This window comes from Streptomyces sp. L500 (genome assembly GCF_054551825.1).
Genome location: NZ_JBTOLC010000008.1, coordinates 193,264 through 209,537, shown reverse-complemented (window position 1 = coordinate 209,537; position 16,274 = coordinate 193,264). Strand labels below are relative to the sequence as shown.

Here is a 16,274-nt window from a genome sequence, read left to right as displayed (position 1 = left end):
TGGTCGCGCAGCTCGTCGAGGAGGGCGCGTCCCTCGTCGGTGAGGAGGGCGACGAAGGCGTCGGTGGCGGGGGCGTTCGGTGCGGGCACGTGTCTCATTCTCGCGCCACTCCTCGTACGGCGGTGAGCCGGAGGAGGGCGAGGGGGCCCGTGCGGTTATCGAACGGATGAACAACAATCGGGTATGTGAGCCCTGTCAGCCCGTCTGTTTCCGGCCGAATACGCGCCGCCGCCGCCATACGCGCCGCCGCCCTCGCTTCCGCCGCCCTGCTGTTGTCCGGCGTCCTGGCGGGGTGCTCCGGCTCCTCCTCCGGCGGCCCCGCGAAGCCGCACCAGGCGACCGGGACGCCCACCGCGCCCGCCACCGCCCCGGCCTCCCCGGCGGACCCCGGCGCGTACCGCCGCTGGGGCCTGGACAAGCCGCTGGCCGCGCCCCCGGCCCCGCCCGCGAAGAAGCTCACCGACGGGTTCAAGCCGGGTGCGAAGCCGCAGCTGATCCGGCGTATCCCCACCCAGGACAAGGTCGTCTTCGTGACCTTCGACGACGGGGCCGAGAAGGACCCGGCATTCCTGAGGATGGCGGCGGACCTCAAGGTGCCGTTCACGATGTTCCTGACGGACGACATCGCCCGCGCGGGCGCCGGCTACGGCTACTTCGACAAGCTCCGCGCCCTCGGCAACGGCATCGACAACCACACCCTCTCCCACCCCAATCTGCGCACCCTCTCGGCCGAGGCGCAGAAGCGCGAGATCTGCGGGCAGCAGGATTCCCTTGAGAAGCGGTTCGGCGGCCGCCCGGCCCTCTTCCGCCCGCCCTACGGCAACTACAACGACGCCACGCTCACCGCCGCCGCCGGCTGCGGGGTGCGCGCGGTCGTGCTGTGGACGGCGACGATGCAGATCAACGACATGCGCTACGCGGAGGGCGGCGGGCTGCGGCCCGGCGACATCGTCCTGGCCCACTTCCGTGGGCCCCAGGAGCTCAAGGGCACCACGATGACCCAGATGGTCACCAACATGCTGCGCAGCATTCAGGCGCAGGGCTTCACGGTGGCCCGTCTGGAGGACTATCTGTAGGGCGGGCGCCGCGCCGCGAAGGCCGCAGGAGTACGCCTCCGCCCACGGGGTAGATCAAAGCTCGCCGCACGCCGAATTGGCACTCCGCTTGACCGAGTGCTAACCGCGTCATAGTCTCGGCTCCGTTGGCACTCTCCACCGGTGAGTGCCAAACGTAGCGACGGGCAGGTTCCGGCACCCGCGACGACGGGACTCCTGGTCGCCACCTCAGACAGTTAACCCCGTGAGATCTCCGAAGGGGGAGGTCGGATCGTGACGACCGCCAGCTCCAAGGTTGCCATCAAGCCGCTTGAGGACCGCATCGTGGTCCAGCCGCTCGACGCCGAGCAGACCACGGCCTCCGGCCTGGTCATTCCGGACACCGCCAAGGAGAAGCCCCAGGAGGGCGCTGTCCTGGCCGTGGGCCCGGGCCGCTTCGAGAACGGCGAGCGCCTGCCGCTCGACGTGAAGGTCGGCGACGTCGTGCTCTACAGCAAGTACGGCGGCACCGAGGTGAAGTACAACGGCGACGAGTACCTCGTCCTCTCGGCTCGCGACGTGCTCGCGATCATCGAGAAGTAGTTCACCTGAGGCTCCCAGAGCCTTCGAAGCTTGTGAACAGTGCCCCCGGTTCCCGCGCCTGCACAGCCGGGCGCCGGGGGCGCGGTTCGTTTTGAGACACGGCGAAGGATACGTAACCCATGGCCAAGACCCTGAAGTTCGACGAGGACGCCCGTCGCGCCCTTGAGCGCGGCGTCAACAAGCTCGCCGACACCGTGAAGGTGACGATCGGTCCCAAGGGCCGCAACGTCGTCATCGACAAGAAGTTCGGCGCCCCCACCATCACCAACGACGGTGTGACCATCGCCCGCGAGGTCGAGCTCGACGACGCGTACGAGAACCTGGGCGCCCAGCTCGTCAAGGAGGTGGCGACCAAGACCAACGACATCGCGGGTGACGGCACCACCACCGCCACCGTGCTGGCCCAGGCGCTGGTCCGCGAGGGTCTGCGCAACGTCGCCGCCGGCGCCTCCCCGGCCTCCCTGAAGAAGGGCATCGACGCCGCGGTCAAGGCCGTCTCCGAGGAGCTCCTGGCCACCGCCCGTCCGATCGACGACAAGGCCGACATCGCCGCCGTCGCCGCGCTCTCCGCGCAGGACAAGCAGGTCGGCGAGCTGATCGCCGAGGCCATGGACAAGGTCGGCAAGGACGGTGTCATCACCGTCGAGGAGTCGAACACCTTCGGCCTGGAGCTGGACTTCACCGAGGGCATGGCCTTCGACAAGGGTTACCTCTCGCCGTACATGGTCACCGACCAGGAGCGTATGGAGGCCGTCCTCGACGACCCGTACATCCTGATCCACCAGGGCAAGATCTCCTCCATCCAGGACCTGCTCCCGCTGCTGGAGAAGATCATCCAGGCGGGTGGCTCCAAGCCGCTGCTGATCATCGCCGAGGACGTCGAGGGCGAGGCCCTGTCGACCCTGGTCGTCAACAAGATCCGTGGCACCTTCAACGCCGTGGCCGTCAAGGCCCCGGGCTTCGGCGACCGCCGCAAGGCGATGCTGGGCGACATGGCCACCCTCACCGGTGGCACGGTCATCGCCGAGGAGGTCGGCCTCAAGCTCGACCAGGTCGGCCTGGACGTGCTGGGCACCGCCCGCCGCGTGACCATCACCAAGGACGACACCACCATCGTCGACGGCGGCGGCGAGTCCGCGGACGTCCAGGGCCGCGTCGCCCAGATCAAGGCCGAGATCGAGTCCACCGACTCGGACTGGGACCGCGAGAAGCTCCAGGAGCGCCTCGCCAAGCTCGCCGGTGGCGTCTGCGTCATCCGCGTGGGCGCGGCCACCGAGGTCGAGCTCAAGGAGCGCAAGCACCGTCTGGAGGACGCCATCTCCGCGACCCGCGCCGCGGTCGAGGAGGGCATCGTCTCCGGTGGTGGCTCCGCGCTGGTCCACGCCGTGAAGATCCTCGAGGGCAACCTGGGCAAGGAGGGCGACGAGGCCACCGGTGTCTCCGTCGTCCGCCGCGCCGCCGTCGAGCCGCTGCGCTGGATCGCCGAGAACGCCGGCCTCGAGGGCTACGTCATCACCTCCAAGGTGGCCGAGCTCGAGGCGGGCCAGGGCTTCAACGCCGCGACCGGCGAGTACGGCGACCTGGTGAAGGCCGGCGTCATCGACCCGGTCAAGGTCACCCGCTCCGCCCTGGAGAACGCCGCGTCCATCGCCTCCCTGCTGCTCACGACCGAGACCCTGGTCGTCGAGAAGAAGGAAGAGGAGCCCGCCGAGGCCGGTCACGGTCACGGCCACGCCCACTGACGAAACCCTTCGCCCATCCGGGTGATACGGCCGGGGCCCGGCCTTCCCTCGTGGGGAGGCCGGGCCCCGGCCCGTTCTCGCGTCACCCGCCCGTTCGCGGCGTTCAGTTGGGCCCGTAGCGGCGGCCCGTCGTCGCGCCGGCGCGCGAGACCGCGCGGCGCGGGGCCAGCTTCAGCAGACCGGTCAGCGCCTTGTAGCGCGGGTCGGGGATGGACAGCGCCTTGCCCCGGGCCAGGTCCTTCAGCGCCGCGTCGACCAGCTTGTCGGCGTCCAGCCACATCCAGCCGGGCACGTTGTCCGTGCCCATGCCGGCCCGCTGGTGGAACTCCGTCCGGACGAAGCCGGGGCAGAGCGCCATCATCCGCACCCCGCTGCCCGCCAGGTCCCGCGCGGCGCCCTGGGTGAACTGCACCACCCACGCCTTGCTCGCCCCGTACGTTCCCCGGGGGACGAACGCGGCGACCGAGGCCACATTGACCACGCCACCGCGCCTGCGCTCCCGCATCCCGGCCGCCGCGGCCGAGGTCAGCCGCAGCACCGCCTCGCAGTGCACCTTGAGCATCGTCAGCTCGTCGGCCATCGCGACCTCGAGATAACGGCCCTTGTTGCCGAAGCCCGCGTTGTTGACCAGCAGGTCCACCGGGTTCTTGCGGTCCGAGAGCCGGGCCTCGACCGCCGCGATGTCCTTCTCCTGCGACAGGTCGGCGCGGAGCACCTCCACCTCCACGCGGTGGCGGTCGTGGAGCTCCGTCGCCTGCTCGCTCAGCCGCTTCTCGTCGCGGGCCACGATGACCAGATTGTGCCCGTCGGCCGCCAGCCGCCGGGCGAAGGCCGCGCCGATGCCCGCGGTGGCTCCCGTGATCAGTGCAGTCGTCATACGGGAACGTTAGTGCTCGGCACACCCTCCCGGTTGCCTTCCCCCTCCTCCGGCCGCCCCGCCGGACGCCCGTTGGCGCGATTTCGACGGTCCCGGTAGGTCAGGGCCTTCTCCAGCAGCTCGGGGTGGAGGGCGTCGCCCGCCGCGAGGAGACCGGCCCGCAGCGACTGATCCGTCGTCAGCGCGCGGAAGGCGTAGGAGACGGTCACTTCGTGCGCGGGGCGGTGGACGACGTCGACGCGGTCGCCCGCGCGGATCTCCCCGGGCGCAAGGACGCGCAGATACGCCCCGGGCGCGGCCTCCTGGGTGAAGCGGCGCATCCAGCCCGACTCGCCCAGCCACTCGGCGAAGGTGCGGCAGGGGATGCGCGGCGAGGTGACCTCCAGCAGCAGATCCGTACCTATGCGCCAACGCTCTCCAATGCGCGCGCCGTTGACGTCGATCCCGGTGGTGGTGAGGTTCTCCCCGAAGGCGCCGTGGGGCAGCGCGCGGCCCAGCGCCCGCTCCCAGCCGTCGAGGTCCTCCCGGGCGAAGGCGTAGACCGCCTGGTCGTTCCCGCCGTGGTGGCGGAGGGAGACGACCGCGTCGCCCGCGAGGCCGCTGCCCGCCGTGCCCTTCGGGCCGGGGGCGGCCACGGCGACCGGGCCGGGCACGGGACGCTTGTCGATGCCGCTCGCGAGCCCGCCGGCGAAGGCGCCCTCGTGGCCCGGGCGGTCGCCCGCCGTCAGGGCCCGGCCGATGTTGACGGAGAGCAGTCGCATGGGGGAAGTCATGGCGCGGTCCATGCGATCAGCCTAGGCGGCTCCCCTCAAAGCGTCGAGCGATTATTTCACGTCGGCCCCAAGGGTGCCTTATGCTCGGTTCTATGATCGAGGCACGTCATCTGAGGGTGCTGCGCGCGGTGGCCGCCACCGGTTCGTTCTCGGCCGCGGCCCGGGAGCTCGGCTGCACCCAGCCCGCCGTCAGCCAGCAGATGAAGGCCCTGGAGCAGTCGGCGCGCACGCCCCTGCTGGTCCGGACGGGCCGGGAGATGCGGCTGACCGAGGCGGGCGAGGCGCTGGTCCGCCACGCCACGGGGATCCTGGCCGGGCTGACGGCCGCCGAGGAGGAGATCGCGGCCATCGCCGGGCTGCGGGCCGGCCGGGTGCGGCTGGTGTCCTTCCCCAGCGGCAGCTCCACGCTCGTGCCCACCGCGCTCGCCGAGATGCGCGCCGCCCACCCGGGCACCCAGATCTCCCTCGTCGAGGCGGAGCCGCCGCGCTCGGTGGAGATGCTCCGCGAGGGCGACTGCGAGATCGCGCTCGCCTTCCGCTACCCCGACGTGCGCGGCGCGGACCCGGCGGCGGGCGCGGAGTGGGACGACCTGGTCGTCCGGCCGCTGCTGACCGACCGCCTCATCGGCGTGGTGCCCGAGGGGCACCGGCTGGCCGGGGCGGAGTGGATCGGGATCGCCGAGCTGGAGCGGGAGCCGTGGATCGCGGGCTGCCCGCGCTGCCGGCGGCATCTGGTGGAGGTGTGCGAGAGCGCGGGCTTCACCCCGCGCATCGACTTCGCGACGGACGACTACCCGGCGGTCTTCGGTCTGGTCGGGGCCGGTCTCGGGGTCGCGGTCATGCCCGAGCTGGCGCTGGAGTCGCTGCGGCCCAAGGGCGCGCGGACGGTGCCGGTGGAGCCGGTGGTGCACCGGGAGATCGTCGCCCTCACCCTCCCGGACCTGGCCAGGGTCCCGGCGGTCGGGGCGATGCTCGACCGCCTCACGGCGGCCGCGAGCCGCTGACCCCTCCGGCGCCGGGCGCGGACGTCCGGCCGCCGGGCGCGGGTGACGGCGCGGCGGGTTCCGGGAGCGTACGTGCGGGGGCGCCCGCCGGCCCCGGGGGCGGGCGGTGGAGCGGCCAGGGCGCTCACGCGGTCATCGCGCCGGCGCCAGCGCCGCTCGCCGAGATGGGCCGGTGCCTCGCGCGCCCCATGAGCTCCTCGCGCTCGTCCTCGGTCAGCCCGCCCCAGACGCCGTAGGGCTCCCGCACCGCCAGCGCGTGCGCCGCGCACTCGGCGCGTACCGGACAGCGCATGCACACCTCCTTCGCGGAGGTTTCCCGGGCGCTGCGCGCCGCGCCGCGTTCGCCCTCGGGGTGGAAGAACAACGAGCTGTCGACCCCTCGGCACGCCGCCAGGAGCTGCCAGTCCCACAGGTCGGCGTTGGGACCGGGAAGGCGGGAGAAATCTGCCATTGCTTATCCCCTCGAAACGATCTGTCCGATGCAGTGCCCGTGCCCGTACATCTGTCGTGACTGTCGTGTGAGCAGATGAAAATATGACTCATTGCTGAATCTAGCCACAGACACCTGTAAATGGGAAGAAATGCGGGTCCGACTGGGCAAATGGGGCATAGCTTGGCCGATGGAGCGGGCGCCCCCCGTGCGCCCTGCTCCGTGTCCGCGCCCTCACGTAGAGTGCCGAACACGGCCGACCAAGCCCGTAACTCTTTCGGGTGACCGTCGTTGAGAGTGCGGAGGCGGTTGACGCATGAAGCAGTCGGGCGGGTGGCAGGGCCCGGGTGCCGTCGACCGCGCAAGGTGACGACCAGTACCAGCCTCTGGAGGCTCAAGGTGACGCGCATCAGCTGCGGAGGGCGGCCATGACATCCGTCCTCGTCTGCGACGACTCCCCGCTTGCCCGAGAAGCGCTCCGTCGCGCGGTGGCGACCGTGCCCGGCGTCGAGCGCGTGACCACGGCGGCCAACGGCGAGGAAGTCCTCCGCCGCTGGGGCGCCGATCGTTCGGACCTCATTCTCATGGACGTACGCATGCCCGGACTCGGCGGTGTGGAGACAGTGCGCCGGCTGCTCTCCGCCGACCCCGGCGCGCGCATCATCATGCTCACGGTCGCCGAGGACCTCGACGGGGTCGCGCTGGCGGTCGCCGCCGGAGCGCGCGGCTATCTGCACAAGGACGCCTCGCGCGCCGAGCTGCGCGCCACCGTGACCCAGGCGCTCGCCGACCCCACCTGGCGGCTCGCCCCCCGGCGGCTGCGCTCGGCCGAGATGGGCGCCGCGCCCACCCTCACCGCGCGGGAGATCCAGGTGCTGGAGGGCATGAGCCACGGCCGCTCCAACGCGGAGATCGGCCGCGAGCTCTTCCTCTCCGAGGACACGGTGAAGACCCACGCGCGGCGGCTGTTCAAGAAGCTGGGCGCCTCGGACCGGGCGCACGCGGTGGCCCTCGGCTTCCGCTGGGGCCTGGTCCGCTGAGGCGGTGTGGCGCGCGGCGTCTCGAGGTCACGGTGCGCGCCACCCCGGCGGGTGGTGCCCACCGCGACCCCCGTGGCGCGCACCGCGGCCTCGTCGCCCCACCGGCCCGACGCCGAAACCTCGAGGGATGCCGCATCCTTGAGGTGTGACTCCTCCCCGGCGGAGGCCGAGGTTTCTCGCTCGGCCAGAAGAGACCTCATGACGGACAAGCCCTGCCACGTGCCGCACGGCACGGGTGCAAGCTATCGGTGGAGTCGTGAGTGCTGGGGCGGGCATACCCGAAAGGGGGAGGCGCTAGACGTGAGTGCGAGGACACCGACGCGTAACGGTTCGATGCACAACCACGAGGGCGGTGCCACGGAGCATCCGGCGCCGGGGCACCATGGACCGATGCGCGACGACGACACCACCGCCATTGGCGCGCTCGTGGCCCGTGCGGTGGAGGGCGACCGGCAGGCCACCCACGATCTGCTCGCCCTGGTGCACCCCCTCGCCCTGCGCTACTGCCGTACGCGCCTTTCGCGGCTGCCGGGCGACGCCCGGCACTTCGTGGACGACCTCGCCCAGGAGGTCTGTCTCGCCGTCCTGTGCGCCCTGCCGCGCTATCGCGACACCGGGCGCCCCTTCGAGGCCTTCGTCGTGGCCATCGCCGCGCACAAGGTCGCCGACCTCCAGCGCGCCGCCATGCGCCATCCGGGCAGCACGGCGGTGCCCTCCGACGAGATGCCGGAACAGCCCGACGACTCGCTCGGGCCCGAGGAGCGGGCACTGCTCAGCAGCGATGCCGAGTGGGCGAAGAAGCTGCTCGCCAACCTCCCGGAGAACCAGCGCGAGCTCGTGCTGCTGCGCGTCGCCGTCGGACTGACCGCCGAGGAGACCGGGCAGATGCTGGGGATGTCTCCCGGCGCCGTCCGGGTCGCCCAGCACCGTGCGCTCAGCAGGCTCAGGGCGCTCGCCGAACAGTAGGAGCGAGGCGGGTCGCGGGTGTTCTCGTAGGAAAATCCAAGTGACGCGAGCCTCAGGGCTCGTGGAATGGGACACCCGCCACGGCCGTTAGCATGGTAGTCCTCGCTGGGGCAAGACCATTTGGGAAGGTGTCATGACTGACAACGTCGACGGAATGCCCGGGAAATTCGCGATGCTCGGTCTGACATATGACGACGTCCTGCTGCTGCCGGGCGCCTCCGAGGTCCTGCCGAACGGCGTGAGCACCGCCTCCCGGGTCTCGCGCAACGTACGTGTGAACATCCCGCTGCTGTCCGCCGCCATGGACAAGGTGACCGAGGCGCGCATGGCCATCGCCATGGCCCGCCAGGGCGGCGCGGGCGTGCTCCACCGCAATCTCTCGATCGAGGATCAGGCCAACCAGGTCGACCTCGTCAAGCGCTCGGAGTCCGGCATGGTCTCCGACCCGATCACCGTCCGTCCGGACGCCACGCTGGCCGAGGCCGACGCGCTGTGCGCCCGCTTCCGCATCAGTGGTGTGCCGGTCACCGACCCGGCGGGCAAGCTCCTGGGCATCGTCACCAACCGTGACATGGCCTTCGAGATGGACCGCGGCCGCGCGGTGCGCGAGGTCATGACCCCGATGCCGCTGGTCACCGGCAAGGTGGGCATCTCCGGCGAGGACGCCATCGAGCTGCTGCGCCGCCACAAGATCGAGAAGCTGCCGCTGGTGGACGACGCCGGCGTGCTCAAGGGCCTCATCACGGTCAAGGACTTCGTCAAGGCCGAGAAGTACCCGAACGCCGCCAAGGACGCCGAGGGCCGCCTGGTCGTCGGCGCCGCGGTGGGCGTCGGCGCCGAGGCCTTCGAGCGCGCCCAGGCGCTCGTCGAGGCCGGCGCGGACTTCCTGGTCGTCGACAGCGCCCACGGCCACAGCCGGGGCATCCTCGACATGATCGCCAAGATCAAGTCCAACATCAACGTCGATGTCGTCGGCGGCAACGTCGCCACCCGTGACGGCGCCCAGGCCCTGATCGACGCGGGCGTGGACGGCGTCAAGGTCGGTGTCGGCCCGGGCTCGATCTGCACCACCCGCGTCGTCGCCGGCATCGGCGTCCCGCAGGTCACCGCGATCTACGAGGCCGCCCAGGCGTGCCACGCGGCGGGCGTCCCGCTGATCGGCGACGGCGGCCTGCAGTACTCGGGCGACATCGCCAAGGCCATCGCCGCCGGCGCCGACACGGTGATGCTCGGCTCGCTGCTCGCGGGCTGCGAGGAGTCGCCGGGCGAGATGGTCTTCATCAACGGCAAGCAGTTCAAGTCCTACCGCGGCATGGGCTCGCTGGGCGCCATGCAGTCCCGCGGCCAGGCGCGGTCCTTCTCCAAGGACCGCTACTTCCAGGACAACGTCCTCTCCGAGGACAAGCTGGTGCCCGAGGGCATCGAGGGCCAGGTGCCCTACCGCGGCCCGCTGTCCTCGGTCGCCCACCAGCTCGTCGGCGGCCTGCGCGCCTCCATGGGCTACGTCGGCTCGGCCGACATCCAGGAGCTCAAGGACAAGGGCCGCTTCGTGCGGATCACGTCCGCGGGCCTCAAGGAGAGCCACCCGCACGACATCCAGATGACGGTCGAGGCGCCGAACTACTCCCGCCGCTGACACGGGTCCCCCGGCCGGGGGTCCGGGGGTCGCCCCCCGGGTAGTGCTGTCAGATGACGGTCGAGGCGCCGAACTACTCCCGCCGGTAGTAGTCGGAGCTTCGCACAGAAGTCCGTCGGAGCCCGCGACCGATCAGGCCGCGGGCTCCGCCGCGTCGGGGATACTGGTATGCGGCAGACGGAGCGCCAAGGAAAGTGAAGGGCCACACACGTGACTGAGATCGAGATCGGGCGCGGCAAGCGCGGCCGCCGGGCGTACGCGTTCGACGACATCGCCGTCGTCCCGAGTCGCCGTACCCGCGACCCGAAGGAGGTCTCGATCGCCTGGCAGATCGACGCCTACCGCTTCGAGCTGCCGTTCCTGGCCGCCCCCATGGACTCGGTCGTCTCGCCCGAGACCGCCATCCGCATCGGTGAGCTGGGCGGCCTGGGCGTGCTCAACCTCGAGGGTCTGTGGACCCGCTACGAGGACCCGGAGCCGCTGCTCGCCGAGATCGCCGAGCTGGACGAGACCGCTGCGACCAAGCGCCTCCAGGAGATCTACGCCGCCCCGATCAAGGAGGAGCTGATCGGGCAGCGCATCAAGGAGGTCCGCGACTCCGGTGTCGTGACCGCCGCCGCGCTCTCCCCGCAGCGCACCGCGCAGTTCTCCAAGGCCGTCGTCGACGCCGGCGTGGACATCTTCGTGATCCGCGGCACGACCGTCTCCGCCGAGCACGTCTCCGGCGCCGCCGAGCCGCTGAACCTCAAGCAGTTCATCTACGAGCTCGACGTCCCGGTGATCGTCGGTGGCTGCGCCACCTACACCGCCGCCCTCCACCTGATGCGCACGGGCGCGGCCGGTGTCCTCGTCGGCTTCGGCGGCGGCGCCGCGCACACCACCCGCAACGTCCTGGGCATCCAGGTCCCGATGGCCACCGCCGTGGCCGACGTGGCCGCCGCCCGCCGGGACTACATGGACGAGTCCGGCGGCCGCTACGTCCACGTCATCGCCGACGGCGGCGTGGGCTGGTCCGGCGACCTGCCGAAGGCCATCGCCTGCGGTGCCGACGCCGTGATGATGGGCTCCCCGCTGGCCCGCGCCACCGACGCCCCCGGCCGTGGCTTCCACTGGGGCATGGAGGCCGTCCACGAGGACGTGCCGCGCGGCAAGCGGATGAACCTGGGCACCGTGGGTTCCACCGAGGAGATCCTCCTCGGCCCCTCGCACACCCCGGACGGCTCGATGAACTTCTTCGGCGCGCTGCGCCGCGCGATGGCCACCACGGGCTACAGCGAGCTCAAGGAGTTCCAGCGCGTCGAGGTGACGGTCGCCCCGTCGCAGCACGACAAGCGCTGACGCTTCGTCTTCCAGGGCCCGGTCCGCTTCGGCGGGCCGGGCCTTTCGCATGGCCCCCCGCATGCCCCCCGCATGGCCGCTTGCGTGGCCTGCCCCCGACGTCAGCGCCGTATAAGCATTCGATCGTAGGGAATACTGGCGACTTATGGCGCAAAGCAAGTCGTTCAGCGGCAGGGACATGGGTATCGACCTCGGCACCGCGAACACGCTGGTGTATGTCCGGGGGAAGGGAGTGGTGCTCAACGAACCCTCGGTCGTCGCGGTCAACGCCGAGGACGGCAGCGTGCTGTCGGTCGGCTCCGAGGCCAAGGAGACCATCGGCCGTACCCCCTCGAACATCGTCGCCATCCGCCCGATGCGGGACGGCGTCATCGCGGACTTCGAGATAGCCGAGCGGATGATGCGGCACTTCATCAAGAAGGTCATGGGCAACCGCCGCTTCTCCCGCCCGCGCGTCGTGGTGTGCGTGCCCTCGGGCATCACGGGCGTCGAGCGACGGGCGGTCATCGAGGCCGCGTCGCAGGCCGGTGCCCGGCAGGTGCACCTGGTCGAGGAGCCGATGGCGGCCGCGATCGGCGCGGGGCTGCCGGTCAGCGAGCCGACCGGCTGCATGGTCGTCGACATCGGCGGCGGCACCACCGAGGTCGCGGTGATCTCGCTGGGCGGGATCGTCACCGCGCGCTCGGTGCGCACGGCGGGCGACGCCATGGACGCGGCGATCATCTCCTACGTCAAGAAGGAGTACGCCCTCGCCATCGGTGAGCGCACCGCCGAGGAGATCAAGCTGAGCATCGGCTCGGCCTCGCCGACCGGCTACGCGGAGGCGGGCGGCGGCGACCCGGAGGAGACCCAGGGGCTGCGCCCCGGCGACCGGCTGACGGTGCGCGGCCGGGACCAGGTCAGCGGTCTGCCCAAGACGCTGGAGCTGACGGCCGACGAGATCCGCCACGCGCTCAGCGAGCCGGTGGACGCCATCGTGATGGCGGTGCGCCAGACGCTCGACGAGACCCCGCCGGAGCTCTCCGGCGACATCATGGAACGGGGCATCGTGCTCACCGGCGGCGGCGCGCTGCTGCGCGGCCTGGACGTCCGGCTGAGCCGGGAGCTCGACATCCCCGTGTTCGTCGCGGACGAGCCGCTCGACTGCGTCGCCGTCGGCACCGGCCGCTGCGTGGAGAACTTCGCCTCGATGCGCACGGTGCTGGACGCCCAGCCGCGCCTGCTGTCGGGCCGGCTGTAGCCCCGCCCGGCCCCGGCGCGCGTGTTGCGGCCGGGGCGCGCGTCACAGCCGGTGCGCCGCTCCGGTGGGGCTCGCGCCCCGGGTGTCCAGCAGCAGCTGGGCCTTGACCGCGAGCCCCTGGAGGTCGTACGTGCGGTGGTGCTGGAGAAGCACCGTCAGATCGGCGGCGGCCGCGGCCTCGTAGAGGCAGTCGGCGCGCGGCACGGGCTGGCCCATGACGCGCCACTGGGCGGCGTAGGGGTCGTGGTAGCTGAGCAGGGCGCCCATCTCGATCAGCCGGGAGGCGATCTCGCGGGCCGGTGAGCCCTCCTGGTCGCCGATGTCGGCCTTGTAGCTGACGCCCAGCAGCAGGATCCGGGCGCCGCGCGCGGATTTGCCGTGCTCGTTGAGGAGCGTGGCGCAGCGCTGGATGACGTAGCGCGGCATCCGTCCGTTGACCTCCTGCGCCAGCTCCACCATGCGCAGCGGGTAGCCGAGGCTGCGGCCCTTGTAGGAGAGGTAGTTGGGGTCGATGGGGACGCCGTGGCCGCCGACGCCGGGGCCGGGGCGGAACGCCTGGAAGCCGAAGGGCTTGGTTTCCGCGCAGCGCAGGACGTCCCAGAGGTCGACGCCGATGTCGTGGCAGAAGACGGCCATCTCGTTGGCGAGCGCGATGTTGACGTGCCGGTAGTTGGTCTCCAGGACCTTGACCGCCTCGGCCTCGCGGCAGCCGCGCGCGCGGACGACCTTCTCGCAGATGCGCCCGTAGAAGGCGGCGGCGGCCTCGGTGCAGGCGGGGGTGAGGCCGCCGATGACCTTGGGGGTGTTGGCCAGGCCGTGGCGGCGGTTGCCGGGGTCGAGGCGGCTGGGGGAGTAGGCGAGGTGGAAGTCCTGGCCGGCGCGGAGCCCGGAGCCGGACTCCAGGAGGGGGCGCAGCAGGTCCTCGGTGGTGCCGGGGTAGACGGCGGACTCCAGGATCACGGTGGTGTGCGGCCGGAGCCGGGCCGCGAGGGCGCGGGCCGCCGCGACGACGGCGTCGAGGTCGAGTGCCCGGTCCTCGCCCAGCCGGGTGGGGGCGCAGATCACGGCCGTGCGGACCCTGCCGAGCTCGGCGTCCTCGGTGGTGGCGCGGAAGCCGGCGGAGACCATGCGGCGGATCAGGCTCGCGGTGAAGCCGTCGGCGCCCTCCGGGGGCAGCCGTCCGGCGCGGAGCTCGGCGACGGTGCGGGCGTCGGTGTCGTAGCCGACGGTGGGGATGGCGGCGGCGGTGGCGGCCTGGGCGAGCGGGAGCCCGAGGTGACCGAGGCCGATGACGGCGAGATCTGCGGGCATGGCGGGCATGGCGCGATGCGGTCCTTCCCGGAGGCGACGTCCGGAGGCGGTGTCCGGTGGGTTCCGGTTCCGGATGAACCCGGATAAAGCGCCCCGGTACATCAGCTTAGGGGGATATATGACTGTTATCCGGTATTTGTGGGTCACGTCCGCCGGGGCCGCGTCGCGGCGGACGGACCGGAGGCGGTCGTGGCGCGGCCGGAACGGCCGATCTGGGGCAGCATCGAAGCAGGACGCGTCACGACGTTCGGTCTCGGCTCCGTCCGCGCGGCCCCCGGCAGCGGTGGCGGCAGCGGCGGCGGGAGCGGCCAGGCGGGAGGCAGTGGTGAGGACAGCGACACTCGGCCCGGCCGAGCGCGGCGAGGCTCTCGCCCGAATGGCGGAGCGGGAACTGGACATCCTCGTCGTCGGCGCGGGCGTCGTCGGCGCCGGCACCGCCCTGGACGCGGCGACCCGCGGACTGGTGACCGGCCTCGTCGAGGCGCGGGACTGGGCGGCCGGCACGTCCAGCCGGTCCAGCAAGCTCATCCACGGCGGGCTGCGCTATCTGGAGATGCTCGACTTCGCCCTCGTGCGCGAGGCCCTCAAGGAGCGCGGGCTGCTGCTCCAGCGGCTGGCCCCCCACCTCGTCAGGCCGGTGCCCTTCCTCTACCCGCTCCAGCACAGAGGCTGGGAGCGCTTCTACGCCGGCGCGGGCGTGGCCCTCTACGACGCCATGTCCCTCTCCTCGGGCCACGGCAGAGGGCTGCCCGCCCACCGCCACCTCACCCGCCGGAAGTCCCTGCGGGTCGCGCCCTGCCTGCGCAAGGACGCGCTGGTCGGCGCCCTCCAGTACTACGACGCCCAGATGGACGACGCGCGCTACGTCACCACTCTCGTGCGCACCGCCGCCGCCTACGGCGCCGACGTCGCCAATCGGGCGCGGGTCGTGGGCTTCCTGCGCGAGGGCGAGCGCGTGGTCGGCGCCCGGGTGCGGGACCTGGAACAGGGCGGCGAGTTCGAGATCCGCGCCCGACAGATCGTCAACGCCACCGGGGTGTGGACGGACGACACCCAGCAGCTCATCGCCGAACGCGGCCAGTTCCACGTGCGGGCGTCCAAGGGCATCCATCTGGTCGTCCCCAAGGACCGGATCCACTCCACCACCGGGCTCATCCTGCGTACCGAGAAGAGCGTGCTCTTCGTCATCCCCTGGGGCAGGCACTGGATCATCGGCACGACGGACACCGACTGGGACCTGGACAAGGCCCACCCCGCCGCCTCCAGCGCCGACATCGACTATCTGCTGGAGCACGTGAACTCGGTGCTCGCCGTGCCGCTCAGCCGCGACGACGTCCAGGGCGTCTATGCCGGGCTGCGCCCCCTGCTGGCCGGCGAGTCGGACGCGACCAGCAAGCTCTCGCGCGAGCACACGGTGGCCCACCCCGTGCCGGGGCTGGTGGTCGTGGCGGGCGGCAAGTACACCACCTACCGGGTGATGGCGAAGGACGCCGTCGACGAGGCCGTGCACGGGCTCGCCCAGCGGGTGGCCGACTGCGTCACCGAGGACGTCCCGCTCGTCGGCGCCGAGGGGTACAAGGCCCTGTGGAACGGGCGCGCCCAGCTCGCCCGGCGCACCGGGCTGCACGTCGCGCGGGTCGAACACCTGCTCAGCCGCTACGGCTCGCTGGTGGACGAGGTGCTCTCCTACGTCACCGCCGACCCCGCGATGGGCGAGCCGCTGGGCGGCGCCGAGGACTATCTGCGGGCGGAGGTCGTCTACGCCGCCTCCCACGAGGGCGCGCGCCACCTCGACGACGTCCTCACCCGGCGGACGCGGATCTCGATCGAGACCTTCGACCGCGGCACGCGCAGCGCCCGCGAGGCCGCCGAGCTGATCGCGCCCGTGCTGGGCTGGGACGCGGCCCAGGTCGACAAGGAGGTCGAGCACTACGAGAAGCGCGTGGAGGCCGAGCGCGAGTCGCAGCGGCAGCCCGACGACCTGACGGCGGACGCGGCCCGGCTGGGCGCGCCGGACATCCAGCCGGTCTGACGGGCCGTCCGAGGGCATACGTGCCCTTTACAGGGGCATGCGTGTCCTTTACAGGGGCATGCGTGTCCTTTACAGGTACGCGATGCGCTCATGAGCGGTGTGTGACAGCCCGGCAGCTTCGGGAACCGCCCGTCGCCCAACCGTGTCCTGTGGGAGTGACAGGTCCTGTTCAGGGGAGCGGGCGACGACGCCACCGCATCCCGTCGTCCTCGGCACCGCCCCGGCGCGCGTCGGCACGCGCTCCTCAC

14 protein-coding genes are annotated in these 16,274 nt (G+C 71.8%); 10 read left to right on the top strand and 4 right to left on the bottom strand.

Annotation, left to right across the window (positions count from 1 at the left end):
• Window positions 1-185 precede the first annotated feature (185 nt).
• From ACX9I7_RS11500 to groL, 3 genes are all read left to right on the top strand, one after another.
• Window positions 186-1,076: a polysaccharide deacetylase family protein gene (locus tag ACX9I7_RS11500; RefSeq protein WP_459387234.1), complete on the top strand. Its 891-nt coding sequence runs from the start codon at window positions 186-188 to the stop codon at window positions 1,074-1,076.
• A gap of 252 nt (window positions 1,077-1,328) precedes the next feature.
• Window positions 1,329-1,637, top strand: a complete 309-nt coding sequence (gene groES, locus ACX9I7_RS11495) for a co-chaperone GroES (protein ID WP_004955293.1) — start codon at window positions 1,329-1,331, stop codon at window positions 1,635-1,637.
• 119 nt (window positions 1,638-1,756) lie between these two features.
• Entirely contained in the window at window positions 1,757-3,379 is a 1,623-nt protein-coding gene (gene groL, locus ACX9I7_RS11490) for a chaperonin GroEL (protein ID WP_459387233.1), read from the top strand.
• A gap of 103 nt (window positions 3,380-3,482) precedes the next feature.
• On the opposite strand, the gene ACX9I7_RS11485 is transcribed toward groL, so the two are convergent.
• Both ACX9I7_RS11485 and ACX9I7_RS11480 read right to left on the bottom strand, forming a co-directional pair.
• Window positions 3,483-4,256, bottom strand: a complete 774-nt coding sequence (locus tag ACX9I7_RS11485) for an SDR family NAD(P)-dependent oxidoreductase (RefSeq protein ID WP_387569012.1) — start codon at window positions 4,254-4,256, stop codon at window positions 3,483-3,485.
• Entirely contained in the window at window positions 4,253-5,017 is a 765-nt protein-coding gene (locus ACX9I7_RS11480) for an MOSC domain-containing protein (protein ID WP_459387239.1), read from the bottom strand. Before ACX9I7_RS11480 ends, ACX9I7_RS11485 begins: the two co-directional genes overlap by 4 nt.
• A gap of 104 nt (window positions 5,018-5,121) precedes the next feature.
• Here ACX9I7_RS11480 and ACX9I7_RS11475 point away from each other — a divergent pair, with 104 nt between their 5' ends.
• Window positions 5,122-6,033: a LysR family transcriptional regulator gene (locus tag ACX9I7_RS11475; RefSeq protein WP_459387232.1), complete on the top strand. Its 912-nt coding sequence runs from the start codon at window positions 5,122-5,124 to the stop codon at window positions 6,031-6,033.
• A gap of 124 nt (window positions 6,034-6,157) precedes the next feature.
• On the opposite strand, the gene ACX9I7_RS11470 is transcribed toward ACX9I7_RS11475, so the two are convergent.
• The gene (locus ACX9I7_RS11470) at window positions 6,158-6,484 is read right to left on the bottom strand and encodes a WhiB family transcriptional regulator (RefSeq protein ID WP_126914647.1); all 327 of its coding nucleotides are present in this window, start codon (window positions 6,482-6,484) and stop codon (window positions 6,158-6,160) included.
• Window positions 6,485-6,891: 407 nt separating this feature from the next.
• Between ACX9I7_RS11470 and ACX9I7_RS11465 the strand changes: the two genes are divergently transcribed.
• The 5 genes from ACX9I7_RS11465 (at window position 6,892) to ACX9I7_RS11445 (ending at window position 12,683) form a co-directional block, all read left to right on the top strand.
• Window positions 6,892-7,503 (top strand): response regulator transcription factor, encoded by a 612-nt coding sequence (locus ACX9I7_RS11465; protein WP_003948568.1) that lies wholly within the window; start codon window positions 6,892-6,894, stop codon window positions 7,501-7,503.
• 390 nt (window positions 7,504-7,893) lie between these two features.
• Window positions 7,894-8,469 (top strand): sigma-70 family RNA polymerase sigma factor, encoded by a 576-nt coding sequence (locus tag ACX9I7_RS11460; protein ID WP_206279852.1) that lies wholly within the window; start codon window positions 7,894-7,896, stop codon window positions 8,467-8,469.
• A gap of 133 nt (window positions 8,470-8,602) precedes the next feature.
• Window positions 8,603-10,105, top strand: a complete 1,503-nt coding sequence (gene guaB / locus ACX9I7_RS11455; RefSeq protein WP_358625927.1) for an IMP dehydrogenase — start codon at window positions 8,603-8,605, stop codon at window positions 10,103-10,105.
• 210 nt (window positions 10,106-10,315) lie between these two features.
• Entirely contained in the window at window positions 10,316-11,443 is a 1,128-nt protein-coding gene (locus ACX9I7_RS11450; protein WP_189454700.1) for a GuaB3 family IMP dehydrogenase-related protein, read from the top strand.
• A gap of 145 nt (window positions 11,444-11,588) precedes the next feature.
• A complete protein-coding gene (locus ACX9I7_RS11445) occupies window positions 11,589-12,683 on the top strand; it encodes a rod shape-determining protein (RefSeq protein ID WP_387569006.1) in 1,095 nt (364 codons plus the stop codon).
• Window positions 12,684-12,725: 42 nt separating this feature from the next.
• On the opposite strand, the gene ACX9I7_RS11440 is transcribed toward ACX9I7_RS11445, so the two are convergent.
• Window positions 12,726-13,994 (bottom strand): nucleotide sugar dehydrogenase, encoded by a 1,269-nt coding sequence (locus ACX9I7_RS11440; RefSeq protein ID WP_358625923.1) that lies wholly within the window; start codon window positions 13,992-13,994, stop codon window positions 12,726-12,728.
• Between the two features lie 325 nt (window positions 13,995-14,319).
• On the opposite strand from ACX9I7_RS11440, the gene ACX9I7_RS11435 reads away from it, so the two are divergent.
• Window positions 14,320-16,026, top strand: a complete 1,707-nt coding sequence (locus ACX9I7_RS11435) for a glycerol-3-phosphate dehydrogenase/oxidase (protein ID WP_358625921.1) — start codon at window positions 14,320-14,322, stop codon at window positions 16,024-16,026.
• Window positions 16,027-16,274 lie beyond the last annotated feature (248 nt).

Excerpts from the sequence above, each read along its gene's own strand:
- ACX9I7_RS11445 (WP_387569006.1), top strand. The coding sequence starts at position 11,589 with ATGGCGCAAAGCAAGTCGTTCAGCGGCAGGGACATGGGTATCGACCTC.
- ACX9I7_RS11480 (WP_459387239.1), bottom strand. The coding sequence starts at position 5,017 with ATGCGACTGCTCTCCGTCAACATCGGCCGGGCCCTGACGGCGGGCGAC.
- ACX9I7_RS11460 (WP_206279852.1), top strand. The coding sequence starts at position 7,894 with ATGCGCGACGACGACACCACCGCCATTGGCGCGCTCGTGGCCCGTGCG.
- guaB (WP_358625927.1), top strand. The coding sequence starts at position 8,603 with ATGACTGACAACGTCGACGGAATGCCCGGGAAATTCGCGATGCTCGGT.
- groL (WP_459387233.1), top strand. The coding sequence starts at position 1,757 with ATGGCCAAGACCCTGAAGTTCGACGAGGACGCCCGTCGCGCCCTTGAG.
- ACX9I7_RS11440 (WP_358625923.1), bottom strand. The coding sequence starts at position 13,994 with ATGCCCGCAGATCTCGCCGTCATCGGCCTCGGTCACCTCGGGCTCCCG.
- ACX9I7_RS11485 (WP_387569012.1), bottom strand. The coding sequence starts at position 4,256 with ATGACGACTGCACTGATCACGGGAGCCACCGCGGGCATCGGCGCGGCC.
- ACX9I7_RS11475 (WP_459387232.1), top strand. The coding sequence starts at position 5,122 with ATGATCGAGGCACGTCATCTGAGGGTGCTGCGCGCGGTGGCCGCCACC.
- ACX9I7_RS11470 (WP_126914647.1), bottom strand. The coding sequence starts at position 6,484 with ATGGCAGATTTCTCCCGCCTTCCCGGTCCCAACGCCGACCTGTGGGAC.
- ACX9I7_RS11465 (WP_003948568.1), top strand. The coding sequence starts at position 6,892 with ATGACATCCGTCCTCGTCTGCGACGACTCCCCGCTTGCCCGAGAAGCG.